Annotated in this window: 23 protein-coding genes and 1 pseudogene; 13 read left to right on the top strand and 11 right to left on the bottom strand. The window is 62.8% G+C overall.

The features are described from left to right. Nucleotides 1-4: 4 nt before the first annotated feature. Entirely contained in the window at nt 5-802 is a 798-nt protein-coding gene (locus tag X744_RS155390; protein WP_023759595.1) for an ABC transporter ATP-binding protein, read from the top strand. A 135-nt stretch (nt 803-937) separates the two neighbouring features. Here the strand turns inward: X744_RS155390 and X744_RS1000000173710 are convergent, their stop codons facing one another. Next, nucleotides 938-1,276 carry a hypothetical protein gene (locus tag X744_RS1000000173710; protein WP_156938549.1) on the bottom strand — a complete coding sequence of 113 codons (339 nt, stop codon included), beginning with the start codon at nt 1,274-1,276 and terminating at the stop codon, nt 938-940. A 164-nt stretch (nt 1,277-1,440) separates the two neighbouring features. Between X744_RS1000000173710 and X744_RS155400 the strand changes: the two genes are divergently transcribed. From X744_RS155400 to X744_RS155420, 5 genes are all read left to right on the top strand, one after another. Beyond that, entirely contained in the window at nt 1,441-2,742 is a 1,302-nt protein-coding gene (locus tag X744_RS155400; protein ID WP_023759593.1) for a nitrate/nitrite transporter, read from the top strand. Nucleotides 2,743-2,762: 20 nt separating this feature from the next. Continuing rightward, entirely contained in the window at nt 2,763-5,213 is a 2,451-nt protein-coding gene (gene nirB / locus X744_RS155405) for a nitrite reductase large subunit NirB (RefSeq protein ID WP_023759592.1), read from the top strand. 211 nt (nt 5,214-5,424) lie between these two features. After that, nucleotides 5,425-5,754, top strand: coding sequence for a nitrite reductase small subunit NirD (gene nirD, locus X744_RS155410; RefSeq protein WP_023759591.1), 330 nt, complete (start codon nt 5,425-5,427; stop codon nt 5,752-5,754). A 3-nt stretch (nt 5,755-5,757) separates the two neighbouring features. Further along, complete coding sequence (locus X744_RS155415) at nt 5,758-8,604, top strand: nitrate reductase (RefSeq protein ID WP_023759590.1); 2,847 nt, start codon at nt 5,758-5,760, stop codon at nt 8,602-8,604. 145 nt (nt 8,605-8,749) lie between these two features. Next, nucleotides 8,750-9,007: a BrnA antitoxin family protein gene (locus X744_RS155420; protein WP_023759589.1), complete on the top strand. Its 258-nt coding sequence runs from the start codon at nt 8,750-8,752 to the stop codon at nt 9,005-9,007. A gap of 150 nt (nt 9,008-9,157) precedes the next feature. Here the strand turns inward: X744_RS155420 and X744_RS0136945 are convergent, their stop codons facing one another. Then, entirely contained in the window at nt 9,158-9,553 is a 396-nt protein-coding gene (locus tag X744_RS0136945) for a hypothetical protein (RefSeq protein ID WP_023759587.1), read from the bottom strand. Between the two features lie 109 nt (nt 9,554-9,662). On the opposite strand from X744_RS0136945, the gene X744_RS155425 reads away from it, so the two are divergent. The 7 genes from X744_RS155425 (at nt 9,663) to X744_RS155455 (ending at nt 16,754) form a co-directional block, all read left to right on the top strand. Then, on the top strand, nt 9,663-10,436 hold the full coding sequence (locus tag X744_RS155425) for a 3-oxoacyl-ACP reductase family protein (RefSeq protein ID WP_023759586.1): 774 nt from the start codon (nt 9,663-9,665) through the stop codon (nt 10,434-10,436). Nucleotides 10,437-10,639: 203 nt separating this feature from the next. Beyond that, nucleotides 10,640-11,962 carry a histidinol dehydrogenase gene (gene hisD, locus X744_RS155430; protein ID WP_023759585.1) on the top strand — a complete coding sequence of 441 codons (1,323 nt, stop codon included), beginning with the start codon at nt 10,640-10,642 and terminating at the stop codon, nt 11,960-11,962. 15 nt (nt 11,963-11,977) lie between these two features. Further along, nucleotides 11,978-13,003, top strand: a complete 1,026-nt coding sequence (locus X744_RS155435; protein WP_023759584.1) for a zinc-binding dehydrogenase — start codon at nt 11,978-11,980, stop codon at nt 13,001-13,003. A gap of 31 nt (nt 13,004-13,034) precedes the next feature. Then, nucleotides 13,035-13,766: a histidine utilization repressor gene (gene hutC / locus X744_RS155440; protein ID WP_023759583.1), complete on the top strand. Its 732-nt coding sequence runs from the start codon at nt 13,035-13,037 to the stop codon at nt 13,764-13,766. A 295-nt stretch (nt 13,767-14,061) separates the two neighbouring features. Beyond that, on the top strand, nt 14,062-15,069 hold the full coding sequence (locus X744_RS155445) for an ABC transporter substrate-binding protein (protein ID WP_031260274.1): 1,008 nt from the start codon (nt 14,062-14,064) through the stop codon (nt 15,067-15,069). 124 nt (nt 15,070-15,193) lie between these two features. Then, nucleotides 15,194-15,961: an ABC transporter permease gene (locus tag X744_RS155450; protein ID WP_031260273.1), complete on the top strand. Its 768-nt coding sequence runs from the start codon at nt 15,194-15,196 to the stop codon at nt 15,959-15,961. Between the two features lie 10 nt (nt 15,962-15,971). Continuing rightward, a complete protein-coding gene (locus tag X744_RS155455; RefSeq protein ID WP_023759580.1) occupies nt 15,972-16,754 on the top strand; it encodes an ABC transporter ATP-binding protein in 783 nt (260 codons plus the stop codon). 47 nt (nt 16,755-16,801) lie between these two features. Here X744_RS155455 and X744_RS155460 read toward each other — a convergent pair whose 3' ends face one another. The 9 genes and pseudogenes from X744_RS155460 to X744_RS155490 all read right to left on the bottom strand — a co-directional run bounded on the left by X744_RS155460 (nt 16,802) and on the right by X744_RS155490 (nt 24,743). Then, on the bottom strand, nt 16,802-17,134 hold the full coding sequence (locus X744_RS155460; RefSeq protein ID WP_023759579.1) for a hypothetical protein: 333 nt from the start codon (nt 17,132-17,134) through the stop codon (nt 16,802-16,804). 207 nt (nt 17,135-17,341) lie between these two features. Next, a complete protein-coding gene (locus X744_RS155465; RefSeq protein WP_023759578.1) occupies nt 17,342-19,234 on the bottom strand; it encodes an ABC transporter ATP-binding protein in 1,893 nt (630 codons plus the stop codon). Next, nucleotides 19,234-20,996: pseudogene (locus X744_RS01000000169700) on the bottom strand (ABC transporter ATP-binding protein). The gene X744_RS155465 and the pseudogene X744_RS01000000169700 overlap by 1 nt, the downstream one beginning before the upstream one ends. 264 nt (nt 20,997-21,260) lie before the next feature. Then, the gene (locus X744_RS155470; RefSeq protein ID WP_245266630.1) at nt 21,261-21,644 is read right to left on the bottom strand and encodes a hypothetical protein; all 384 of its coding nucleotides are present in this window, start codon (nt 21,642-21,644) and stop codon (nt 21,261-21,263) included. Between the two features lie 193 nt (nt 21,645-21,837). Next, nucleotides 21,838-22,590: a hypothetical protein gene (locus X744_RS155475; protein ID WP_245266629.1), complete on the bottom strand. Its 753-nt coding sequence runs from the start codon at nt 22,588-22,590 to the stop codon at nt 21,838-21,840. A gap of 27 nt (nt 22,591-22,617) precedes the next feature. After that, nucleotides 22,618-23,331, bottom strand: coding sequence for an SCO family protein (locus X744_RS155480; RefSeq protein WP_245266628.1), 714 nt, complete (start codon nt 23,329-23,331; stop codon nt 22,618-22,620). 97 nt (nt 23,332-23,428) lie between these two features. Further along, nucleotides 23,429-23,665, bottom strand: a complete 237-nt coding sequence (locus tag X744_RS01000000169695) for a hypothetical protein (protein WP_245266626.1) — start codon at nt 23,663-23,665, stop codon at nt 23,429-23,431. A 13-nt stretch (nt 23,666-23,678) separates the two neighbouring features. Next, the gene (locus tag X744_RS155485; RefSeq protein ID WP_023759571.1) at nt 23,679-24,206 is read right to left on the bottom strand and encodes a TlpA disulfide reductase family protein; all 528 of its coding nucleotides are present in this window, start codon (nt 24,204-24,206) and stop codon (nt 23,679-23,681) included. Nucleotides 24,207-24,302: 96 nt separating this feature from the next. Beyond that, complete coding sequence (locus X744_RS155490; RefSeq protein WP_023759570.1) at nt 24,303-24,743, bottom strand: DUF411 domain-containing protein; 441 nt, start codon at nt 24,741-24,743, stop codon at nt 24,303-24,305. Nucleotides 24,744-24,756 lie beyond the last annotated feature (13 nt).

The following is a 24,756-nucleotide window of genomic DNA, read 5'->3' as shown; positions in this document are numbered from 1 at the left end:
GGCGATGACGGCCTATCTGAAACTCGACCATATCGACAAATCCTTCGCCCGCGGCATCCAGGTCAGCGAGGTGCTGAAAGACATCCGGCTGACCATAGACAAGGGCGAATTCGTCTCCATCATCGGCCATTCCGGCTGCGGCAAGTCGACCCTGCTGAACCTGATCGCCGGGCTGACCAAGGTGTCCGCCGGCGCCGTGCTGCTCGAGGACAAGGAGGTCGACAGCCCCGGACCCGAACGCGCGGTCGTGTTCCAGAACCACTCGCTGCTGCCGTGGCTGACCGTCTACGAAAACATCAACCTCGCCGTGTCGAAGGTCTTCGGTCGCTCGAAGAGCAGGGCCGAGCGGCATGACTGGATCATGCGCAATCTCGATCTCGTGCAGATGGCGCATGCCAAGGACAAGCGCCCGGCGGAAATCTCCGGCGGCATGAAGCAGCGCGTCGGCATTGCCCGGGCGCTGGCCATGGAGCCGAAGATCCTGCTGCTCGACGAGCCGTTCGGCGCACTGGATGCGCTCACGCGCGCCCATCTGCAGGACGCGGTGATGGACATCCATTCCAGGCTCGGCTCGACGACGATCATGATCACCCATGATGTCGACGAGGCGGTGCTGCTCTCCGACCGCATCGTCATGATGACCAACGGCCCGGCGGCGACCATTGGAGAGGTGCTTGCCGTGCCGCTGGCCAGGCCGCGCCGCCGCGTCGAACTCTCTTCCGACCGCACCTTCCTGCGCTGCCGCGAGGCGGTGCTGAAGTTCCTCTACGAACGCCACCGCTTCGTCGAAGCAGCGGAGTAAGGCCGTGACCGAAAAACAATCTGCACCGGCAATGGGCAGCATACCGCATTGCACAAATATTATGCTGCTGTGCAAGGCATTCTGACTAATCTTTGATCCGCTGCCGGGCTTGGTCAAAAGTCGTGCGGCTGCGGTTCACATTGATTTCATTCGATAATTCAGAGCGCTGTCGAATTGGCACGCTTCCTGCTTATCAGAATGTAGGTCCGCAAGGGCCAAGTGACACGGCGTCCAATGGCGGGCGCCACAAGCAAAGCTGCTGCTCAGGCCAATACGCGATCCCGGATAAACGGACGCGGCGGCCTGGCCGGCAGCTTTTTTGTTTTGACCGAACACGCGATCGACGGCGCTGGTCACAAGCGGCGCCCAACCGGAGACGATGATGACGAAACGGATCGGAACTGGCGCTTCCCTCGCGGACTTCGCGCGCCGCGATTTTCTGGCCAGCAGCGCGCTGACGGCGGCGCTGTTCACCGCTGCGCTCCTCCTCTTTCCCGCAGGCGCCAAGACTGACGGCAAGGGCCTTAGTGTGACCGCGCAGAGGTCGGTTTCAACCAGTTCGCCGATGCCGCGCCGCTGACAGCCGTGAACGAACAGACAAGGGCGGTGCCTCCCACGCCGCAAACCGGAGCCTGATAATGACCGCAAATCTCCCAGCCGCGCCGAGCCAGGACAATGCTTCCCGGCAGGCGCTCATGATGTCCACCATCGCCTTCACCGTCTGCTTCGCGGTGTGGACGATCTTTTCAATCATCGGCATCCGCATAAAGACGGAGCTTGGGCTGAACGAGACGGAGTTCGGCCTGCTCGTCGGCACACCAATTCTCACCGGCTCGCTCGTACGCATGCTGCTCGGCATCTGGACGGACCGCTTTGGCGGGCGGCTGGTCTACACCGCGACCATGCTTGCTGCGGCGGTCGCGACCTTCCTGCTGGCTTTTGCGCACACCTATGTGCAAATGCTGATCGCCGCGCTCGGCGTCGGGCTGGCCGGCGGCTCCTTCGCCGTCGGTGTCGCCTATGTTTCGCGCTTCTTCCCTGCCGGCAAGCAAGGTACGGCGCTCGGCATTTTCGGTGTCGGTAATGTCGGGGCCGCGGTCACCAAGTTCCTGGCGCCGTTCGTGTTTCTGTCCTGGGGATGGCAGTCGGTCGCGCTGATCTGGGCGGCCGCGCTGGTCGTCATGGCCGTCGTTTTCTGGTTCACGACGGGCGACGACCCGGTCATACGTGAGCGCCGCGCCGGCAAGGCGGCACCGGCGAGAAAGTTCTGGGAGGAATTCGCGCCGCTGAAGAACGTGCAGGTCTGGCGCTTCGCCTTCTACTACTTCTTCGCCTTTGGCGGGTTCGTGGCACTGTCGCTGTGGTTGCCGCGCTACTTGATCGGCGTCTACGGCTTCGGCATCGCGACCGCCGGCATGATCGGCGCAGCCTATTCGATCCCGGCGAGTGTCTTCCGCGCCTATGGCGGCGTGCTTTCCGATCGGATCGGCGCTCGCACCGTGCTCTATTGGACCTTCGCGGTGTCGTCCGTCGCCGCGTTGATCCTGTCGCTGCCGCCCACGGATTATATCGTGCACGGCATTACCGGGCCGATCGCCTTCCACTTCGCCATCGGGCCGCTGGCTTTCATAGCCGTCGCAAGCGTGCTCGGCTTCTTCATGAGCCTCGGCAAGGCTGCCGTCTACAAGCACATACCGGCCTACTATCCAGGCAGCGTTGGCGCAGTCGGCGGCGTTGTCGGCATGATCGGCGGGCTCGGCGGTTTCGTCCTGCCGATTGCCTTCGGCGCGCTCAACGACCTCACGGGCGTCTGGTCGAGCTGCTTCATGCTGCTCTTTGTCATCGTCGTCGCTTGCTTTGCCTGGATGCAGTTCAGTATTCGGCGGATGGAGCGTGCGGCATCTGCCGAAGCCCCAGCCCTTTCATACGCGGCTGAGTGAGACCGGAGCGGATCAGGAATATGACCGAAAAACTCGTCATCATCGGCAACGGCATGGCCCCTGGGCGCATGCTTGAGCATCTCCTGGAAAAGGCTCCGGGCCGCTACCAGGTCACCATCTTCAACGCCGAGCCGCGCGTCAATTACGACCGCATCATGCTGTCGCCGGTTCTCTCCGGTGAAAAGGCCTATGAGGAAATCATCATCCACGGCGATGGCTGGTACATCGCCAACAACATCACCCTCTACAAGGGCCACAAGATCGTTGCCATCGACCGGGAGGCCAAGACCATCACGTCCGATCATGGCGTTACCGAGCCCTACGACAAGCTCGTCATCGCCACCGGCTCGGTGCCGTTCATCATCCCGGTGCCCGGCCACAATCTGCCGGGCGTGCTGACCTATCGCGATCTGGATGACGTCCGGGCGATGATGCTTGCCGCCCAGTCGCGGGCCAAGGCCGTGGTCATCGGCGGCGGCCTGCTCGGCCTGGAGGCGGCAGCCGGGCTGAATGCGCAAGGCATGGACGTCACCGTGCTGCATGTCATGCCGACATTGATGGAGCGTCAGCTCGATCCGGCTGCCGGCTACCTCTTGCAGCGCGCAGTCGAGCAGCGAGGCATCAAGGTCATCACCAAGGCCAACACCCAGGCGATCACCGGAAACGGCAAAGTCGAGCAGGTGGAACTTGCCGACGGCACCATCATTCCGGCGACGCTGGTGGTCATGGCGGTTGGCATCCGACCGAACGCCGCAATCGCCAAGGAAGCCGGCATCGCCGTCAATCGCGGCATCGTCGTCGATGCGGGCATGCGCAGCAACGACCCCGATATTTACGCGCTCGGCGAATGCGCCGAGGTCAACGGTCAGGTTTATGGGCTGGTCGCGCCGCTCTACGAAATGGCGCGCGTGACAGCCAGCCAGCTCGCCGGCGACGAGGCCGCGGCTTTCATCCATTCGGACACGCCGACCAAGCTCAAGGTCACCGGCATCGAATTGTTCTCGCTCGGCGATTTCGCCGAGGGCGATGACCGCCAGGAGATCGTGCTGCGCGATGCCTCCGCCGGCGTCTACAAGCGTCTGGTGCTCAAGGACGACCGTATCATCGGCACCGTACTCTATGGCGAGACGGCCGACGGCGCCTGGTTCAACGATCTGAAAAAGAAGCAGACCGATATTTCAGAGATGCGCGATACGCTCATCTTCGGCCAGTCCTACCAGGGGGGTGCCCCGCTGGACCCTATGGCGGCCGTTGCAGCCTTGCCGGATGATGCGGAAATCTGCGGCTGCAACGGCGTTTGCAAGGGAAAGATCACGGGCGCGATCACGGCCAAGGGCCTGACCTCGCTCGACGACGTGCGCGCGCACACCAAGGCATCGGCCTCGTGCGGCTCCTGCACCGGGCTGGTCGAGAAGCTGATGGTGCTGACCATCGGCGACAAATACAATCCGGCGGCGGTGCAGCCGATGTGCGGCTGCACGACGCTCGGCCATGACGAGGTGCGCCGGCTGATCAAGGCCAAGAGCCTGAAGACCATTCCGGCGGTCATGCAGGAATTGGAATGGACGACCTCTTGCGGCTGCGCCAAATGCCGGCCGGCGCTCAACTATTATCTCGTCTGCGACTGGCCGGACGACTATGCCGACGACTACCAGTCACGCTTCATCAACGAGCGCGTCCACGCCAACATCCAGAAGGACGGCACCTATTCGGTGGTACCGCGCATGTGGGGGGGTGTCACAAACGCCGCCGAACTGCGCGCCATTGCCGACGTCGTGGACAAGTTCGAGATCCCGATGGTCAAGGTCACCGGCGGCCAACGCATCGACATGCTCGGCATCCGCAAGGAGGATCTGCCGGCCGTGTGGGCGGATCTCGGCCAGGCCGGCTTCGTCTCCGGTCATGCCTACGCCAAGGGCCTGCGCACCGTGAAGACCTGTGTCGGCTCCGACTGGTGCCGCTTCGGCACGCAGGATTCGACTGGGTTTGGCGTCCGCATCGAAAAATTCATGTGGGGCTCGTGGACCCCGGCCAAGGTCAAGATGGCGGTGTCGGGCTGTCCGCGCAACTGCGCCGAGGCGACCTGCAAGGATGTCGGCGTCATCTGCGTCGACAGTGGCTACGAGATCCATTTTGCCGGGGCTGCCGGCCTCGACATCAAGGGCACCGAAGTGCTCGGACTGGTCAAGACCGAGGACGAGGCGCTGGAGCATATCGTTGCGCTGACGCAGATGTACCGCGAGCAGGGCCGCTATCTCGAGCGCATCTACAAATGGGCCAAGCGCGTCGGCATCCCCGAGATCAAGCGCCAGATCATGGACGATGGGGAGAAGCGCAAGGCCTATTACGACCGCTTCGTCTTCAGCCAGAAATTCGCCCAGGTCGATCCATGGTCGGAACGCGTGTCCGGCAAGGACAAGCACGAATTCCGGCCGATGGCCTGGGTCGGCTTTGCGCAGGCGGCGGAGTGATGGAGATGTCTGCGGGAGCCGCCCCCCTCTGGCCTGCCGGCCATCTCCCCCTCAAGGGGGGAGATCATCCTTCATCAAAGGTTCCGCCAATCTCCAACGCTGCAAGATGGGCGACAAAATCAACGCTGCCAATCTCCCCACTTGAGGGGGAGATGTCCTGCAGGACAGAGGGGGGTGCCTTGGCGCATTCACATCAAGCAAAGGCAGCTCAATGAACTGGGTATCGATAGGCTCCATCTCCGACATTCCGCGCCGCGGCGCCCGCTGCGTCGCCACGCCTGAGGGGAAAATCGCTGTCTTTCGCACCGCCGACGATCAGGTCTACGCCATCGACGACCATTGCCCGCACAAGGGCGGACCGCTCAGCCAGGGCATCGTGCATGGCACGGCCGTGACCTGTCCCTTGCACAATTGGGTGATTTCGCTGGAGACGGGCAAGGCGCTCGGCGCTGACGAGGGCGCGGTGCGGACCATTCCGGTACGGGTCGAAGGCGAGCATCTGTTCATCGCGCTGGAAGCGCTGGCGAGCCGCGCGGCCTGACACATGGAAATTGAAGAAGCGCGCGAGGTGAGGACCACCTGCCCCTATTGCGGGGTGGGCTGCGGCGTGCTGGCGAAGGTCGCCGCGGACGGGCAAGTGTCCGTCCGCGGCGACCCCAACCATCCGGCCAATTTCGGCCGGCTCTGCTCCAAGGGTTCGGCACTGGCCGAGACCGTCGACCTTGACGGCAGGCTGCTCCATCCGGAGATCCACGGCCGCCGCGCCGGCTGGGACGAGGCGCTCGACCTGGTCGCCTCGACCTTCTCGCAAACCATCGCCGAGCACGGCCCGGATTCGGTTGCCTTCTATGTCTCCGGCCAGCTTCTGACCGAAGACTATTACGTCGCAAACAAGCTGATGAAAGGTTTTATCGGCTCGGCCAACATCGACACCAATTCGCGCCTGTGCATGGCCTCCTCAGTCGCCGGCCATCGCCGTGCCTTCGGCGCCGATACGGTGCCGGGAACCTACGAGGATCTGGAGCTTGCCGACCTCATCGTGCTGGTCGGCTCCAACCTCGCCTGGTGCCATCCCGTGCTCTACCAGCGCATCGCGGCGGCCCGGGAAAAGCGGCCGGAGATGAAGATCGTGCTGGTCGATCCGCGTCGCACGATGACCGCTGACATCGCCGACATGCACCTGGCGATCGCGCCGGACGGCGACGTTGCCCTGTTCACCGGCTTGCTGGCCTATCTCGGCCAGCACAATGCGCTCGACCGCGCCTATATCACGACGCACACGACCGGCTTCGGGCAGGCGCTTTTCGCGGCGTCGGCGCTCGACCTGGCCGGCGTTGCCGCCGCCACGGGCCTGAGCGAGGATGAGCTTGGCCGGTTCTACAGCCTGTTTTCGGCGACCGCGAAAACGGTGACCGTCTACAGCCAGGGGGTGAACCAGTCATCCTCGGGCACCGACAAGGTCAACGCCATCATCAACTGCCATCTTGCCACCGGCCGCATCGGCAAGCCGGGGGCAGGGCCGTTTTCGGTGACCGGCCAACCCAACGCCATGGGCGGCCGCGAGGTCGGCGGCATGGCCAACATGCTGGCCGCCCATATGGAAGTCGAAAACCCGGAACATCGTGACCGCGTGCAGCGCTTCTGGAACGCGCCGACTGTTGCCGAAAAAACCGGCCTGAAGGCGGTCGAGATGTTCGAGGCGGTGGCCGACGGGCGCATCAAGGCGCTGTGGATCATGGCCACCAACCCGGTCGATTCGATGCCGGATGCCGACGCCGTCGAGGCGGCGATCAAGGCGTGCCCGTTCGTCGTGGTGTCGGACGTGTTGGCCCAGACCGACACCGTGCGCCACGCCCATGTGCGGCTGCCCGCCGCCGCCTGGGGTGAGAAGGACGGCACAGTCACCAATTCCGAGCGCCGCATCTCGCGCCAGCGTACTTTTTTGGACCTGCCCGGAGAAGTGCTGCCGGACTGGCGGATTGTTGCCGAGGTGGGCAAGCGGATGGGTTTTGGCGAGGCGTTTTCCCATGCCACGCCGGCGGAGGTGTTTGCCGAGCATTCCGCGCTGTCGGGGTTCGAGAACGATGGCGCGCGGGATTTCGATATTGGCGCTTATGCCGGGGTTGATGCGGAGGGGTATGAGGCGCTTGAGCCGTTCCAGTGGCCGGCGCCGAGGCAAGGCACCCCCCTCTGGCCTGTCGGCCATCTCCCCCTAAAGGGGGGAGATCGGCTGTCATACGGGCTTTCACCAATCTCCAGCGTCGCAGAACTGAGCGAAGCGCCGAAGCTGCCAATCTCTCCCCTTGAGGGGGAGATGGCCGGCAGGCCAGAGGGGGGCGCTCAGGCTGGACTTAAACCAGAAGGCGAACATACCCGCTTCTTCGCCAACGGCAATTTCTACACACCCGACCGCAAGGCGCGCTTCATTGCCATCCGCCCCACTACAGAAATCCGCACCAGCCCGGACTATCCGCTGATCCTCAACACCGGCCGTATCCGCGACCATTGGCACACCATGACGCGGACGGGGAAAAGCCCGCGGCTTTCCCAGCACATCGCCGAGCCCTTCGTCGAAATCCACCCGGCGGATGCCGCGCTTTACGGCATCGGCGACGCCGACATCGCGCGCGTTTCCAGCCCGCGCGGCGACGTGCTGGTGCGCGCGCTTGTGACCGCACGCCAGCGCCAGGGCAGCCTGTTTGCACCGATGCACTGGACCGCTCAGTTTGCGGCAAAGGGCCGGCTCGATGCGCTGACCGCGCCGCTGACCGACCCGATTTCCGGCCAGCCGGCGCTGAAACACGTGGCTGCCCGTATCGAGAAATTCGCAGCGAAAGCCTTCGGCTTCGCGGTGACGCGGCGGAGGCCGGAACTCGACATAGCGGCCTACTGGGCCGTGGCCAAATGCAAAGGCGGCTGGCGGGTCGAGCTTGCCTTTGGCGATGACGACATCGACTGGTCCGGCTTCGCCGGCTCCTTGTTCGGCACGTCACCGGGCGCCGAAATCCTCGCCTATCATGACCGCGACGCCGGCCAGCATCGCATCGCTGCCTTCGACGGCGATCAATTGTCCGGGGCCTTGTTCGTCGCGCCCGGTCCGGTTGCCGTTTCGCGTGGTTGGGCGGCGGAACAGTTGAGTGCCGATTATGTCGACCGGCGCGGCAGGCTGGCGATCGTGGCCGGGCGGCCCGGCGGGATCGACGCCGACCGCGGCGCCATCGTCTGCTCTTGTTTCGGCGTCGGCGCCAACCAGATCGCGGAAGCGGTGCGTCAGGGTTGCGGCAGCGTCGCGGCAATCGGCGCGGCGCTGCATGCCGGAACGAATTGCGGCTCCTGCCGCGCCGAAATCAGGGTTATCGTCGACGCACAAATTCTTCAGGCAGCCGAGTGACGAACGCCAGAGCGGGCCGCGAAGAGTGCGCCCGACCGTTGCCGGCCGCTCGAAACCAAAAGGACCTGCGCGACGGCGCCGGTTGGGCTAAGATGGCGCAAGCGTGCAGCACCGGGCACGAATCATCTTCAGTCAGGGTCACCCAATGGCTAATTCCCCGCGCCGACCGACAAATCCGATGACGGCCGCCGAGGCCGCCTTCAAGCCGGTGAAGAAGCCGGCTGCTCCGGTTCGTGAGCCCTCGGCCGCTCCAGGTGTCAGGGAGCTTGTTTCGATCCGGATCGACCGAGCCGTTCTGGATTATTTCCAGGAGGATGGACCCGGCTGGCAGGATCGCATCAACGATGCCTTGCGGCAGGTGATAGAAGGCAAGCCGACTGCGGGCGGTTCGGAAGACGAGTAGAGCCCATTGCTTCGCAAAGGTCACGGCATGGTTGGCGATTTTCTGCGCGGCATGGCAAAACAGGACAACCGTCCTGTATTCGACAAACCGGGCGCGGATGCCGGCGCTTATTGGTCGGCGGCCTGACGCGGCCGGCAGGCATGCGTTGATCTAAGACCGGATCCCCGGAGGAATATCATCGGCGGACGCTTTGGTCTGGCGGTCGAAAACGACTGCCAAGCCCTTCTTGACGGCATGCGAGGCGACCATGTCGTCGAGTTCGCGATCGGGAATGGCGGGTTTGAGGACCTGCCGGATGGCCCGATAGGCGTGTTCGGTCGACACATAGTCGTAGCGCTTTTTGCGCGCTTCCACATACTGCTCGATGAGAATGCCCAATCGGCGGGCGGCGACAGAGTCTGGTTGCTGCTGCAAAGGAGCCTCCTCAAGCGTCAATGGTTTGCAGACGCCAAGGGATGTAAAAACCCACGCCGCGAAAGTTAAGACCTGCGTCCGGTTCGAGGCCAAATAAAATGTGCCGTCGACATTGATGACAAGGGTGCTCATGCGGCGAATGATGCCATCAGCAGCGCAGCTGAAGTACTTTGTATATGCTTGTATATGCAATATGATATGATAGCCTCGAAACCGAAGCCGGCACAGCAAGGAGGATCACATGCGCAATGCTTCTCTCTTCGATCTCTCCGGCAGGAAGGCGCTTGTCACCGGCGCAAGCCGTGGCATCGGGCGCAGCATCGCCGAGGCGCTGAGCGCAGCCGGCGCCGACGTCGCGGTCACGGCCCGCGGCCTGGCTTCGCTTGAGGCGACGACGACAGCCATCCGCGCGGCCGGCGGGGTGGCGCACGCCATCGCGCTTGACGTCACCGATGTCGAGCGGTGCCGGGCAGCAACCGCCGAGGCCGCCGGCCTGCTTGGCGGTCTCGATATTCTCGTCAACAATGCCGGGATGGAGGAGGTGCGGCCCTCGCTCGATGTCGATGAGGCGCTGTGGGACAGGATCGTCGATACAAATCTGAAGGGAGCGTTCTTCTGTGCCCAGGCCGCCGCACGGCAGATGCGGGACGCCGGCCGGTCGGGTGCCATCATCAATTTGTGTTCGCTGACATCGGAAGTCGGAATCCCCACGGCGGTGCCGTACGGCTCGTCCAAGTCGGGCTTGCTCGGCATGACACGGGCGCTTGCAGTGGAGTGGGCGGAGCTTGGCATCCGGGTCAACGCCATTGCGCCGGGCTATTTCAGGACGGCGATGACCGACGTGTTTTACAGCAGCGAAGCATGGCAGCAGTCGATGCTGGCCAAGATTCCGCAGCGCCGTTTCGGCGATCTCCGCGATCTGCACGGCATCGCCGTCTTCCTCGCTTCGGATGCCGCGGCCTACATCACCGGCCAGTCCATCCCGGTCGATGGCGGCTTTCTCGCCTCGATCTGATGGGAGCGGTTTGCCTCGGCAGTTTCGACCGGAAGGACGGTGGAAAAATTGCTGGCGACCATCATACATACATGTATATACTTTTTGTCCGAGCGAAGCCTCGCGATGGTTTTGATCCTCGTCCCGGGTCGACCCGTCGGCCCGCCGAAAGATGGCCGACCAGCCGTCATTGCGTTCGAAAAGTCCCAGGAGAACCAGCTGCCATGTCCGACATCAGCTTCCACGATTTGTCATCCATCGATGCCGACCAGCGCGCCAGTCTGCTGAAGCGCGCCGAGACCGATCTGACGGTCTTCGTCGAGAAGGTCCGGCCGATCATCCGGGCCGTCAAGGACGAAGGCGACGCCGCCTTGATCCGGTTTGCCAGGGAACTCGACAAGGCCAATGTCGCCGAGGGTGAACTGCAGGTGTCGGAGAGTGAGTTCGACGCGGCGTTCGACAAGGTCGAAAAAGATGTCGTGGAGAGCATCCAGTTCGGCATCGACAACATCCGGCATTTCCATGAGGAGCAGAAGCCGGAAACAATGTGGCTCAAGGAAGTCCGGCCGGGCGCCTATGCCGGCGACAGATACACGCCGATCGCTTCCGTTGCGCTTTACGTGCCGCGCGGCAAGGGCGCCTTCCCGTCGGTGACGATGATGACATCGGTACCGGCGGTGATTGCCGGCGTGCCGCAGATCGCCATCGTGACGCCGCCGACATCGGATGGTTCGGTGGACGCTGCAACGCTGGTCGCCGCGCGCCTTGCCGGCGTCGGGACCGTCTACAAATGCGGCGGCGCGCAAGCCGTCGCCGCCGTCGCTTACGGCACCGAGACAGTGAAGCCCGCACTCAAGATCGTCGGTCCCGGCAGCCCGTGGGTGGTGGCGGCCAAGAGCGTGTTGTCCTCCGTCATCAATACGGGTCTTCCAGCCGGCCCGTCGGAAGCGATCATCTTTGCCGATGACAGCGTCGACGGCGGCCTTGCCGCGCTTGATCTTCTCATCGAAGCCGAGCACGGGCCGGATTCCTCGGCCTATCTGGTGACGCACAGCCGCAAGGTCGCCGAAGCAGCACTCGCTGCACTTCCGGATCACTGGTCGCGGATGACTGAACAGCGTGTTGAGTTCTCGCGCGCAGTGCTGACGGGAAAGCGCGGCGGCATCGTGCTGACCGCGTCGCTGGAAGACAGCTACCGCTTCATCAACGACTATGCGCCCGAACATCTCGAGATCCTGTCGAAGGAGCCGTTCGCGCATCTGGGACGCATCACCGAGGCAGCCGAAATTCTCATGGGACCGCACACGCCGGTGACCCTTGCCAACTTCGTCCTCGGACCCAATGCCGTACTGCCGACCAGCCGCTGGGCGCGAACCTATGGGCCACTTTCGGTGACGGATTTCGTCAAGCGCTCGTCGGTCGGCTATGTGACCTCGGCGGCCTATCCTGAACTCGCGCTGCATGCGCGCAGGCTCGCCCGCTACGAGGGCTTCAGCTCGCATGAGAACGCGGTGTCGGAGATCCGCGACCGCTATCTCGCCGGCTGAGCGGAAACGATCGCGATGAAGGCCGCACGACTTTATGGACCCGGCGACCTGCGCGTCGAGGACATCGCCGCGCCGGGCACGCCGGATGCGGGCTGGGTGAAGCTGAGGGTCGATGCCGCCGGCATTTGCGGTTCGGACCTGCACAATTTCCGCACCGGCCAATGGATAAGCCGGTCGCCTTCGACGGCCGGCCATGAGCTGACCGGCACGGTGATCGCCATTGGCGAGGGCGTCGATACGGTCGCCGTCGGCGACAGGGTGATTGCCGATTCCCGCTTCTGGTGCGGAGATTGCGCGCAATGTCGCGCCGGGAGGTGGCATCTCTGCACTGATCTGGGCTTCGTGGGCGAGATCTGCGACGGCGGATTTGCAGAACAGGCGGTGCTGCCCGCACGGCTGCTGCATGTCATCGATGCCGCACTTGACGAGCGGGTAGCGGCGATGGCCGAGCCGCTGGCGGTGGCGCTGCACGCGGTGCGGCGGCTGCCGAAAACGGCAGGTTCCGTGCTGGTCGTCGGCTGTGGACCCATCGGCGGTCTCGCCGCGCTGCTGCTGTCACGCACCTTCGCTGGTACCGTGCTGGTCGCCGACCGCAACCTGGCCCGTTGCGCCCGGGTGGCGCGGGTGACCGGGGCAACGATCGTCGACCTGAACCGGGATGCCGTTGCCATCGCCACCGCCAATGCCCCGTTGCTCGCGGCCGTCGAAGCGACAGGCAGCGTTACGGCACTTAACCAGTTGCTCGGCGTTCTCGATCCCGGCGGCACGGTTGCGATGATCGGCATCTTCCATGGCAGGCTCGACATCGACCCCAACATCCTGGTCGAACGCGAAATCGGGTTGCTGGGATGCCACGCCTTTGCCGACGAGCTGCCCGAGGCCGTCCGGATGCTGGGTGAACTCAGCGAACCGCTGCTGGCCCTGATCGATCAAGAGATCGGCCTGGATGAGATTCCCGCCACCTACGAGCGGCTGTTGGCGGGGCGCAGCGACGGCTTGAAAACAATCATTCGCATGCGGCAACCTGTCGAGCCGTTGTGATTTCCGATCAATCGCCGGAAAGGACTTTGAAATGATCACTTTGCCCGATACGGCCAGCCCTCTCTACGAGAAGGTGAAGGACTATATTCTGACGAATATCGGAACCGGCAAGTGGAGCAAGGATCGCAAGCTGCCGTCCGAGAATGAGTTGGTGGCGTCGCTCGGCGTATCGCGGATGACGGTGCACCGCGCCTTGCGCGAACTGACCGCGGCGGGATTTCTGACCCGGCTGCAAGGTGTGGGAACTTTCATTGCGCCACCGCGGCCGCAATCCGCGCTGATCGAGATCAACAATATCGCGGCGGAAATCGTCAAGCGCGGCAACAGGCATCGCTCCGAAGTCCTCGTGCTCGAAACGATCATGCCGACAAAGGAGTTGGCGCTGTCGTTCGAATTTCCAAAACGTGTCTCGATCCATCATTCCGTTGTCGTCAATTTCGAGAACGATCTGCCGGTGCAGTTGGAAGAGCGCTTCGTCAATCCGACTCTGATACCCGACTACGACAAGCAGGATTTTTCGAAGACGGCGACCTATGACTACCTGATGCAGAAAACCCCGGTGACCGAGGTCGAGCATATCATCTCGGCGATACCGGCTGATGCCGAGACGGCGCGGCATCTGGGCATCGATGTCGGCGCCTGCTGCCTTTTCCTGCACCGCCGGACATGGACGGGCGCGGTGGTGGCAACGATCAGCAGGCTGACTTATGCCGGCAGCCGCTACTCGCTCGGCAGCCGCTATTCCCCTTCCAAAAACAGCTGACGGCAACGCTGCGACGCAAGACGGAGAGGTTTCGTTGCCAACGTATCTGCATGTATTAAGGGCAGGGAGATGCACCCGATCAAAGTGGAAATTGAGTCCCTTCCAACTTGTATATGCATGTATGTATTTTAGCCTTGACATCCGCTCCTGCTGACGCTGAAATATCGTCGCACTTCACCATGAAGTGGCAGGTAAGACGCCGAGGCACAGTGCCGCAAGAGCAGAAACCCGCAGTCTCAACAGACCGGACGCCTGGGTAAGAAAAGCGGTCTGATCATCAAGGGGAACAAAGATGATGCGTAACCTAACAGGACAATTTCGCGCGCTCGTGATGGCCGCCGCCATCGGGCTCGCCGCCGCCCCGGCAGCCCATGCGGCCGATGCGGCCATTCCCACCACACCCGAGGCGGGAGCGTTCAAGATCGGCATCGAGCCCTGGCTTGGCTATGGCCAGTGGCATGTCGCCGAGGCCAAGGCGCTGTTCAAGGCAAATGGTTTGACCGACGTACAGATCGTTAATTTCGCCGAGGACAAGGACATCAACGCGGCGCTTGCAAGCGGCCAGCTCGACGCCGCCAACATCGCCACGCACACGGCGATGGGCATGGTTGCGGCCGGCCTGCCGGTGAAGATCGTGCTGCTGCTCGATGTCAGCATGACCGCCGATGCCATGATCGCCGGCAAGGACATCACTTCCATCAAGGACCTCAAGGGCAAGGAAGTCGCCTTCGAGGAAGGCACGACGAGCGACATCCTGCTCAAATACGCGCTCGCCAAGAACGGCATGTCGATCGACGACGTGAAGCCCGTGCCGATGCCGGCATCCGACGCAGGCGGCGCCTTGATCGCCGGCCAGGTGCCGGTCGCGGTGACCTACGAACCGTACCTCACTGTCGCTATGGCGCAGAACAAGGAAGTCAAGCTGCTGTTCACCGCCGGCGAGGATCCCGGCCTGATCAGCGACGTGCTGGTGGTGCGCGACGAGGTGATCAAGTCGCGGCCCGGCCAGGTGCTGGCCATGATCAAGAGCTGGGACGCGGCGCTCAAGGACTACAAAGCCGATACATCAGGCGGCCGCGCCATCATTGCCAAGGCCGTCGGTTCGGACGTCAAGGACCTCAACACCGCCTTTGACGGCGTGCGCTATTACTCGCTTGCCGAAAACAAGACGGCGCTCACCGGCGACTTCAGCACGAAGACCTTCGCCGATGTCGAAGCCGCTGCCAAGAACGCCAAGCTGCTGCAGGCCGATGTGACGCCGGAACAGATGATCGACCCGTCTTTCGTCAAGGCGGCGGAATGACCAAGGCCGGATCGCTGTGGTGACGCAAATGTCGGCGGAGCGACCGGCGGAAACAGGCCCGGCGCATTCCGCGCCAGGCCCCATCACGAAACCGGCGAGGCACCGCCGATCCTCCGGGATCGGCGTGCCCATCGCCAGATCGCGTTTCCTGACGATCGCGGTGGCTGTCTTTGTCGGGCTTGGCCTTGCCTGGTGGACGGCGACCGGACTGGGGTGGGTGAAGCCGATCTTCCTGCCATCGCCGGGCAGCGTCGCGACGCAGATCGCCAAGCTCGCGGCTGACGGCACGTTGTGGCTGGACCTCAAAGCCTCGATGTACCGCATTTCCATCGGCTTCCTCATCGCCTCGGCACTGTCGATACCGATCGGCGTTCTGATCGGCAGTTTCCGCTCCTGGGAAGCGGCCATCGAACCCCTGGTGGACTTCATCCGTTACATGCCGGTCGTCGCCTTCGTGCCGCTCTCCATCCTGTGGGCGGGTACCGGCGATACGCAGAAATTCCTGATCATCTTCATCGGCACCTTCTTCCAGCAGGTGCTGATGATCATGGACAACGTCAAACGGGTTCCCGCCGATTTCATCGGCCTTGGGCGCACGCTCGGCCTGCCGGATCGCAAGATCCTGACGCGCATCGTCGTCCCCAGCGCCCTGCCGGGTATCTGGGATACGCTGCGCATCAGCCTGGGCTGGGCGTGGACCTGGCTGGTGCTCGCCGAACTCGTCGCGGCGACATCCGGGCTTGGCTATCGCATCACCGTGTCGCAGCGCTATTTCCAGACCAACACCATCATCGGCTATATCCTGCTCTTGGGCCTGCTCGGCCTGATCACCGACCAGGTCATGAAGGCGTTGGAAAAGGTGCTGTTCAAGCAGGAGGGCCGCTCGCAATGAGGTGCCGCCGATGACCCCCCCCAAATTGCGGATCGCCGGTCTCAACAAGAGCTTCGGCATGGGCGAGCGGCGCAAGGAAGTGCTGCGCGACATCAACCTCGATCTTGCCGACAACGAGTTCGTCTCCCTGGTCGGCATATCGGGCTGCGGCAAGAGCACGCTGCTGTCGATTGTCGCCGGATTGCAGGATTTCGACGCCGGCGATCTCAGCATCGATGGCGCGCCGATCCTGCAGCCGGGGCTCGATCGCGGCGTCGTCTTCCAGTCCTACACGCTGCTTCCCTGGCTGACGGCGCGGCAGAACATCGAGTTCGCCCTCAAGGCCGCCGGCTACGACCGTTCGACCTGCCGTAGCATCGCGCTCGAGCATCTCGAGCTCGTCAAGCTGTCGGACAGCGCCGACCGCTATCCGGCCGAACTCTCGGGCGGCATGAAGCAGCGCGTTGCCATCGCCCGTGCGCTTTCCTATCGGCCCAAGATGCTGTTGATGGACGAGCCCTTCGGCGCGCTCGATGCCTTGACCCGGCACCAGATGCAGGAGCTGCTGACGCAGATCTGGGAGGAACACAGGTTGACCGTCCTGTTTGTCACTCATGACGTCGAGGAGGCCGTCTATCTGTCGGACCGGATCGTGGTCATGGGGATCGGTCCGGGGCGCATCACGCAGACGTTCAACGTCGACATCGAGCGTCCGCGCCGTGAAGAGGTGATGGAAAGCCCGGCATTCATGGATTTGCAGCGCGGCGTCCACAAGGCCATTCGCGAGGCGTCAAGACGTCCCGAAATGGCGTAGCATCCGGGCGGTCAAACAATTCGTTGGCCCCACATATCAGTCAGGAATCAGGGGCCGTGGGGACCGCATAGACCGAGCGTCCACGCGACGGTTCCGCAAAAGTCGCCGACATACCCATGGTAGCTGCCGTAACCATTGTAGTAGCTGTCCATTCGGGCATTGTCACCGGCCGAGTTGTCGCCCGTCCAACCGCCGCCAACCCACATGTCAGTCCGTAGATATTCCCGGTGAACCACGTGCCGATGCTCGCCGCCGCGATGTGTCGCGACATGGCGGACAAAATGGTGCCTGACGACCGCGGCATCGGCGACAGTGCTAAAAGAGATCGCGCTCGCGGCCGCCAAGACAATGGCACCGGTGAGCATCATCTGCCGTTTCATGAGGATGCCTCCTGTTCATGCGAGACATGCACGGGACGGAAACGGATTCTGCACCCACACGTTCCTTCACAAAATCGGGACAAGCGATCTTTGGACAACGGCCATATTGCGCAATCGCCGCTTGCCTCAGGCGATCTCGCACATAAGCCTTCTCAGAAAACGCACGGGCAGCAGGCGATCTGTCGGGTCGAACCTTGCCGGCCGCACTCAGGTCGCTTTGCCGAGCGCCGCGTCCATTGCCATTTCTTCCCCAGAAATGTCATCGAACGAGGCGTAATTCATGTTGTAAAGGCGGGCGTAGAGGCCCTTTCCTGCCATCAGCTGTTCGTGGTTGCCGCTTTCGACGATCTCGCCGTTCTGCAAGACGATGATGCGGTCGGCGCCGCGGATGGTGGCGAGCCGATGGGCGATGACCAGCCCTGTGCGGCCTTCCAGCAGTTTGACCAGCGCCTTCTGGATCAGCATCTCGGTGTAGGAATCGATGCTGGCCGTGGCTTCGTCGAGCACCAGGATCTTCGCATCCGCCACCAGCGCGCGCGCAAAACTGATCAGCTGGCGCTGGCCGAGCGAGAGATTGCCGCCGCGCTGCTCGAGCTCGGTGTCGTAGCCATCGGGCAGGTTCTCGATGAAATCGTGCGCGCCGACAGCCTTCGCGGCACGCACCACTTCCTCGCGGCTGGCACCCGTCTTGTGATAGCGGATGTTTTCCAGCACCGAACCTGAGAACAGGAACGGCTCCTGCAGCACCATCGCCACCTGATCGCCGAGCGAATCCTGCGTCAGGTCACGCACATCGTGGCCGCCGACCAGGACCTGACCCGACCAGACATCGTAGAACCGGTGCACCAGCGCCATCGAGCTTGACTTGCCCGACCCGGTCGGGCCGACAAGGGCCACGGTCTCGCCCGGATTGACGCGAAAGGAGATGTTCTTCAGCACTGGCTGGTTCGGCCTATAGCCGAAGGTGACGTTCCTGAATTCGACCGAGCCGTCCATGTAGCGCGTCAGGGCGACGGCGCCTTGCCTGTCACTGACGTCGACGGGGACATCGAGCACTTCGGAGATGCGCTGGCCCGAAGCCATGGCGCGCTGCATGACGCTGTACTGCATGGTCAGCGAGCGGATCGGGTCGAAGAAGCGCTGGATGTAGAACAGGAACGCCACCATGACGCCGATATCGAGGCTGTGCGAGAGCACCATCGAACCACCGACGACGATGACCGTCGCCATGGCGATGCCGGTCAGCGTGTCGACGATCGGCACCATCACCTGCGCATATTTCGCCGAGCGCAGATGGGTATTGAGATTGGCCAGCACCTTCTCGTCGTAAAGGTCGAAATTGACGTGCTGGCGCTCGAGGCTCTGCACCGTGCGTACGCCATGAATGCCTTCGGCCAGCGCGCCGTTGGCGATCGAGTTGGTTTCGTGCGCGGCCATGAAGGCGACCTTGGCGCGCGGCAGCCAGAACAGGCGCACGACGAACAGCACCGGCATGGTCGACAGCGTCAGCAGGCCGAGCCGGAAATCGAGCCACAAAAGCACGCTGACAATGCCGAACAACAGCACGATGTCGCCGACCGACATAACAGACGTCTCGAGGAATTCCTGCATCGAGTTGACGTCGCCCTGCAGGCGCGACATCAGCCGGCCGACCTCGGTCTTGTCCATGAAGCTCAGCGAGACACGCTGCAGATGGCTGAACATGGCACGGCGCAGGTCGGACAGCACGTTCTCGGCGACCTTGCCGACGACGCTTTCCTGCACGTAGCTGGCGGCATAGTTGATGAGGATGACCAGCGTGAACGCGCCGGTCGCGGCGATCATCACCGACCGGTCGAGCCTGCCCGCCGTCATGCCGTGGTCGATGGCGTAGCGGATGACAAGCGGGATCGCCAATTGCGTCAGGGTGAACACCAGCACCGCGGCGACCGAGAGGAAAATCCGGCTCTGGTAGGGTCTCACGAAGCTCCAGATACGCCTGATGATGCGCGGATCGTACGCTTTGCCGAAAACCTCTTCCTCGTCGCGATGCGAGCCGACGACGGCCTTTGTCGGCCGGCCGCTGGTGTCTTCCTTATCGTCGTCGGCCTGCGTCGACATCACGCGGCTCCCGCCAAGGGCCGATCGTCGTCCGGCCGCAGCTGCAGGTCGTAGAGCGCGCGATAGCGTCCACCGAGCGCCAGCAATTGCTCATGCGTGCCGCGTTCGACGACCCGGCCGCCCTCGACGAACAGGATCTGGTCGGCATGCATCAGCGAGCTCAGCCGGTGCGAGATGATGAGCGTGACGCGATCCCTGGCGAAGCGCTTCATCGCCGCCCGGATCCGCTGCTCGGTACCGGCGTCTATGGCCGCGGTGGAATCGTCGAAGACCAGCACGGACGGCCGCAGCATAAGGCTGCGGGCGATGGTCAGGCGCTGCCGCTGGCCGCCGGAAAGCGACGCGCCGCGTTCGCCGACCACCGTGGTGTAGCCCGCGGGAAGTCCGATGATGTAGTTGTGCAGCTGGGCGTATTCGGCGGCCTGCCCGATGCGGGTCTCGCGCGCCCAGGGATTGCCGTAGGCGATGTTGTTCTCGATCGAGGTGGTGAACAGGAACGCATCCTGCTGCACGACGCCGACGGCCTTGCGCAGCGACTGCAGCGCCACCTCACGGATATCCTGGCCGTCGATGGTGATTGAACCTGAAGTGACGTCATAGAAACGCGGGATCAGGTGCGCGATGGTCGACTTGCCGCTGCCAGGCGGGCCGACAATGCCGACGGTTTCACCGGACCGGGCCTCGAAGGAGATGCCCGACAGCGTCGGCCGTCCGCCCGCGCCCTCGTAGCGGAAGCCAACATTGTCGAAGCGCAACACGCCGTCGGTGACGACGAGGTCCCTGGCGCCAGGCGCGTCCTCGATGTCGAGCTCAGCGTCGAGCAGTTCGAACAGACGGGTGCCGCACGTCGAGGCTCGCGCGAACGAGTTGACCATCAGGCCGAGCTGGCGAACCGGCATCTGCAGGATGGTCATGAAGGTGAGGAACTGGGCCAGCGTGCCGACGCTGATCTGGCCCGCGATCACCTTCTGGCCGCCGAACCAGAGCACCAGGCCCATGGCTGCCAAGAAGGAGAAGTTCATGGCGCTGGTGTTGGCGACGCGGATGTCGACGCGCTGATTGGCAAGCTCCAATGCCGACAGCTTGGCGCGGTCGAATTTTTCGAGCTCGTGCCGCTGCGCCGCGAAGGCGCGCACGACACGGATGCCGCCGAGATTCTCGTCCATCACCCGGCTCAGCACCGAGAGGCGCTCCTGCAGCGTCAGCCAGGTGCTGCGCAGNCGACGCCGATCAGCACGCCGAGCAGCACGACGCGCAGGATGCCGGTGGAAAAGAACATGCGCACGCCGTCGAGATCGAGCAGGCCGAGCGTGATCAGATCTCCGGTGTGGACCCTGTCGTGGAAGGAGAAGCTCAATCGCTGGATCTTCTCATAGAATGCCAGGCGCAGCTCATAGCCGGTGCGGTGGCCGACGGCCTCGCCATAGTAGTTCTGCGCCATGGTGAAGAGACCGCGCAGGATGCTGACGACGAGCAGTGTCAGCGCCGTGTTCCACAGCGCCTGCTCTGCCGCGGCACCGGCACCCGTGGTCATGACGCCCTGCGCCTGGTCGATGGCGCGTCCCAGCAGGCGCGGAATGAACAGCTGCAGCGTCGCGGCAATGAAGGTCGAGACGATGGTGATGGAGACCTGCCAGGGATGGCGCAGCGTCATGCGCACGATACGGAGCAAGGTGCTGAGGCCCTTGCCCCAGGAGGCTTCCGCCACATGGGCAAACGATCTGCCGCGCTCCGGCGCGCCGCCGATTGCTTGCGTGTTCAAAGGAAAATATCCAGACCAATCCGGACGTTAGCCCGGACTAATAAAGCAGACTCAATTCAGATGGCGCGATGGTACGCGGGTCCGGCTCCACCGTTCAAGAGCCAATGCCGTCGGCGCACTGTGCCTGAAGCAACATGCCGCGAGTGATCCGGTGCATTGCCGGGACCGGCTCGTAGCGGCCATCGGCCACGAGGCCGGCAGCCGCAGTTAGGCAAGAGATGGCCGGACGAGATGCAACCAACCGTCCGGCCGGAGTTCCAGTTGCTAGGCAGGTATCAGGACGGCGAGACGATGCACACCGACCTCCTTGCTTGTATTCGTCGCCTCGTCGGTCTTGCCCTTGGAGCAGGTGTACATGTCACCTGTCTTGAGCTTGAATTCCTTGTCTGCCTTCTTGATGGTGAACGCGCCGGAAGTGATCGTGCAGACCATGTCGTTGTCCATCACGGTTTGAGGGGCGTGTGCTCCGGGCTGAAAGACTATGTCGACAATGGCGATGCTCTTGTAGGCGGGAATGTCGGAGTTGCCGGTGCCGACCTCAACCAGTCTGACACCGGGCGCAATCTCCTTGCCTTCTTTCGGGCCGTATTTCTTGACCTTCGCGGACGCCGTCAGGGCAAAAAAAGGCGTCGCCGCGGCGGCCGTCATACCGAGAGCAATTGCAGACCTGCGATTCATGGTTTTCATCGCGTCCTCCCATTGGTTAGTCACGAACGATTGTGCATGACTAGGATATATTAGCATAAACGAATGTACTTGTATGCGAGGAAGTGCCCAAGCCCAGCACGGCGATAGAAACTCCGCGCTTCCGGTTACGGCAAGCCAGCACGCCACGGCAATTTTACATTGCCCCGCCGCAGCCGTCGGAGAGGTTCCATACATCGACGATCTGCTTGCCGTTAAAACCGTGCTCGTGGATCAGGTATTTCGCCAGTCCGCCATACACTTTCCAGCGCCAGCATTGGCAACAGCATGGTCCCTTTTCTTCGGAATTTGCCATCGCATAGTCGTAGGTCGGCTGTTCGGTGCTGGTGAGTTTCATATCGTAGTAAGGCATCATCTTCTGCGCGATGCCCGCCGGGATATCGTACGGATCGCTCGGAATCATCGCTATGTCCCGGTATCTGGCCAAGCCGTTCACCTGCTCGACATAGCGCTTCATTTCCATCGGGCTGCAGCACGAGCCCTTGATCAGCGAGGTGCTCGGCATGGTGGCGATCGATTCCGTGAATTTGGCCGAGCACGTGCTGTTGCCGTTTTCGCTGAGGTCTTTGAAGCGGCTCGCCAGTGCTGGATCCTCCGCGGCGATTGCCAAATCCGTATCCTTGAGGAAGCCCATAATCGCGGCGGCCCCAAAAATGCCGCGCAGAACCGTTCGTCGACTGGCGTGCGATATTTGGCTCATTTGGCGGCCCTGGCCTGCTCGACCAGGCTCTTCATCGTCGCAAGATCGGTCGCGCCCGGGAAAATCTGGTCGCCGACGATGAAGCCCGCCATGATCGGCGCCACCTGGCGGTTGCGTTGCAATGGCCAGCATGAGGGAACGGGCCATTTTGCCGGAAACTCCGCCGAATTGCCCTGAATTATAGATCATAGGGTTCTCCTTCCTTCGGATGATGCTTCAGAAAAGGTTCTTTAATTTCGCCAGCCAGCCCTCTTGCTGTTCGTGATGCGGCCGCTCGATGCTATTGGTCAGCGCATTGACCAAGGTGACGAGATTGATCGGTGCGAAATCCAGGCCATGGAAATTCGCGCGCCAATAGCCCTCCTTGTCGATCACATGCGCGACGATGCCGTGCGCCTGAATGCCGTCGTCCGTTTTGGTAAATTTGTGGCCAAAAGCTTCCGCCAGCGTGCGGGTAGCGTCCTCCGGCTGGTCCTGGGTTGTGGTCAGGAACGCCCAATTGACGGGATCGAGCCCATGCGTTGGTCCGTATTTTCGCATCACGTCCGGCGTGTCTCTCGTCGGATCTGTGGTGATGCTGACAAAGGTGACCTGGTCCTTCATCGGCGTGCCGTTCACCATTTTCTGGATCTCGGCGATCTTCTCGGCATGCAAGGGACAAACGTCCGTGCACGATGTGTAGATGAAATGGAGGATGACAACCTTGCCACGCAGATCAGCCAGCCGCACCATGTGCCCGTCTGCGGTACGCAGCGTGAAGTCGGGCGCGGGTTTGTCGATCTGCTGGAAATACTTTTCGTCGCCCTGAAGCATGGCGTCGAGTTCTTCGAGCGAGTGCGCTTGCGCGCCGTGGACGAAGCCCACAATCAGCGCAGCAACGGAAATCAGGCACCGCAGGAAATGCATCCATTCTTGGATACGGACTGGCATCAGCTGTTGCCTTTCAGATCGGCGGGCACCGTTGTCGGACCAACGGCGACCTCTTCAGCTTTGGGGGAACCGTCTTCGGCCGGACAGGCGCGACCTGTCATCTTGTGCATGCAGAGGCCGAGCGCGCACATTGCGACGCAGGCAAAGCGCTGAGAAGCAGCGGCGTGACGCCCGCCGCGGCCAGCCAGCTCCAGTTGGATGCAAGGCCTGCGAGGATCACGGCCGCCGCCAATGCGGGGAAGCCACGCCGGCCGCCGAGATAGTAGCGAATCGAGGCGAGGACATTGCGGCCGAACGAGGCCTCCTTGGCTCGGATCAGTTCTGTGGCGGTCACAGTGAATTCCTTCTCAGTTGGCAGCAAAATGGCTGCGGATAAAATCGACCATGTCGGGAGCATCCCATTCAGCCGGACCAATCAGGCGGGCGATCTCCTTGCCCCGGCGGTCGATCAGCAATGTCATGGGAAGGCCGAGGGCGCCGAGCGCGAACATCGCCTTGGCCGACGTGTCGATGTTGAGGGCGAGATGCTCGATACCGATCTCGGCGAAGAACTTTTTCACCTTGTCCGGACCGCCGCGATCCATCGACAGCGCGACGACCTCGAAGTCCGGCCCGCCGAGTTTGGCCTGCAGCCTGTCGAGCGTCGGCATTTCCTTTCGGCAGGGAGCGCACCACGTCGCCCAGATGTTGAGCAGCACGACCTTGCCGGAAAAATCGGCGAGCGTTTTGGGTTGTCCATCGCCGTCCTGGAACTGAATCTCCGGAAGCGGCTGCGGGCTCGCCTGAACAGCAAAATTCTGCGGCGGCTCGCCGGCCGTCGCAGGTCCAGGCACCGCGAGCAGTGCGCCGAAGAGAGCGAGAGCGACCATCTTCATAGCTGCCGTTCCCTCGATTCAAGCCGCAGGAACGTCATGGCGAGCCAGGTTCGGGCAGGGCAGTCCGACGTATCGGCCAGACATGGCGCTTTCCTTTCAGTCCGTCGCGTAGATCGTGGGCGCCTTGCCGTCCTTGGTGAAGGCGTAGACGATGAAAGGGCCAGCCTTCTCGCCACCCATGCCGGGGGCACCGGTCGGCATGCCGGCCAGCGTGATGCCGGTGATGGCGGGCCGTTCGGTCAATAGTTTCTTGACGATATCGACCGGCACCAGCCCGTCGACGACATAACCGTCGACCATCAGCGTGTGGCAGCCTTCGAGGTCCGCCGGCACGCCGGCGTCACTGCTGATCTGGGACAGATTGTTGACGGGCTTGATGTCGACCTTGAAGCCGTTGTGTTCCAGATAGTTGGCATAGGATTCGCAGCAGCTGCATTGCGGGTTCTTGTACATCACCGCGTTGATCGTCGCCGCGACAGCCGGCAGCGGCATTGCGATCGCGACGGCGAAAGCGGCGAGAGAGTAAGTCAGTTTCATTGCAGTACTCCTT

This window comes from Mesorhizobium sp. LNHC252B00 (assembly GCF_000502955.1).
In the GTDB taxonomy this organism is placed as follows: Bacteria; Pseudomonadota; Alphaproteobacteria; order Rhizobiales; family Rhizobiaceae; genus Mesorhizobium.
This window is presented reverse-complemented; position numbering and strand designations above follow the sequence as displayed.

Excerpts from the sequence above, each read along its gene's own strand:
- X744_RS155420 (WP_023759589.1), top strand. The coding sequence starts at position 8,750 with ATGGCTAATTCCCCGCGCCGACCGACAAATCCGATGACGGCCGCCGAG.
- X744_RS155435 (WP_023759584.1), top strand. The coding sequence starts at position 11,978 with ATGAAGGCCGCACGACTTTATGGACCCGGCGACCTGCGCGTCGAGGAC.
- X744_RS155445 (WP_031260274.1), top strand. The coding sequence starts at position 14,062 with ATGCGTAACCTAACAGGACAATTTCGCGCGCTCGTGATGGCCGCCGCC.
- nirD (WP_023759591.1), top strand. The coding sequence starts at position 5,425 with ATGAACTGGGTATCGATAGGCTCCATCTCCGACATTCCGCGCCGCGGC.
- X744_RS155480 (WP_245266628.1), bottom strand. The coding sequence starts at position 23,331 with ATGCCAGTCCGTATCCAAGAATGGATGCATTTCCTGCGGTGCCTGATT.
- hisD (WP_023759585.1), top strand. The coding sequence starts at position 10,640 with ATGTCCGACATCAGCTTCCACGATTTGTCATCCATCGATGCCGACCAG.
- X744_RS155465 (WP_023759578.1), bottom strand. The coding sequence starts at position 19,234 with ATGTCGACGCAGGCCGACGACGATAAGGAAGACACCAGCGGCCGGCCG.
- X744_RS155485 (WP_023759571.1), bottom strand. The coding sequence starts at position 24,206 with ATGAAGATGGTCGCTCTCGCTCTCTTCGGCGCACTGCTCGCGGTGCCT.
- X744_RS155400 (WP_023759593.1), top strand. The coding sequence starts at position 1,441 with ATGACCGCAAATCTCCCAGCCGCGCCGAGCCAGGACAATGCTTCCCGG.
- X744_RS155415 (WP_023759590.1), top strand. The coding sequence starts at position 5,758 with ATGGAAATTGAAGAAGCGCGCGAGGTGAGGACCACCTGCCCCTATTGC.
- X744_RS0136945 (WP_023759587.1), bottom strand. The coding sequence starts at position 9,553 with ATGAGCACCCTTGTCATCAATGTCGACGGCACATTTTATTTGGCCTCG.
- X744_RS155460 (WP_023759579.1), bottom strand. The coding sequence starts at position 17,134 with ATGAAACGGCAGATGATGCTCACCGGTGCCATTGTCTTGGCGGCCGCG.
- nirB (WP_023759592.1), top strand. The coding sequence starts at position 2,763 with ATGACCGAAAAACTCGTCATCATCGGCAACGGCATGGCCCCTGGGCGC.
- X744_RS155390 (WP_023759595.1), top strand. The coding sequence starts at position 5 with ATGACGGCCTATCTGAAACTCGACCATATCGACAAATCCTTCGCCCGC.
- X744_RS155455 (WP_023759580.1), top strand. The coding sequence starts at position 15,972 with ATGACCCCCCCCAAATTGCGGATCGCCGGTCTCAACAAGAGCTTCGGC.
- X744_RS155475 (WP_245266629.1), bottom strand. The coding sequence starts at position 22,590 with ATGATCTATAATTCAGGGCAATTCGGCGGAGTTTCCGGCAAAATGGCC.
- X744_RS155425 (WP_023759586.1), top strand. The coding sequence starts at position 9,663 with ATGCGCAATGCTTCTCTCTTCGATCTCTCCGGCAGGAAGGCGCTTGTC.
- X744_RS155470 (WP_245266630.1), bottom strand. The coding sequence starts at position 21,644 with ATGACGGCCGCCGCGGCGACGCCTTTTTTTGCCCTGACGGCGTCCGCG.
- X744_RS155490 (WP_023759570.1), bottom strand. The coding sequence starts at position 24,743 with ATGAAACTGACTTACTCTCTCGCCGCTTTCGCCGTCGCGATCGCAATG.
- hutC (WP_023759583.1), top strand. The coding sequence starts at position 13,035 with ATGATCACTTTGCCCGATACGGCCAGCCCTCTCTACGAGAAGGTGAAG.